At 39.4% G+C, this 218-nt stretch carries 1 protein-coding gene; it reads left to right on the top strand.

Annotated elements, in window-relative coordinates:
* The coding region (locus X919_RS14930) for a hypothetical protein (RefSeq protein ID WP_036917337.1) at positions 1 to 218 on the top strand (218 nt) is incomplete at both ends.

Raw genomic sequence — 218 nt, 5'->3', positions numbered from 1 at the left:
GAATTTGAAGTAAAATCAAAAAAGCAGTATATATCGGTGAACATAAGAGAAAGACCCAGACGCATCCCGTATGCAGGCAATGAGGCTGATGGTGTAACCATAGACTATAAGGCAAAATATAGTCAACAACTGCAATCCATTAAGGACAACTACAAGGCGTTTGACTTGCCTTATAATGGTAAGGACAATGACGACTACGAGAAGATGCAGTTCTACTA

This window comes from Prevotella sp. HJM029, assembly GCF_000599605.1.
Lineage (GTDB): Bacteria > Bacteroidota > Bacteroidia > Bacteroidales > Bacteroidaceae > Prevotella.
Note: the sequence above shows the minus strand (reverse complement) of the source record. Positions and strands in the feature narration are given on the sequence as shown.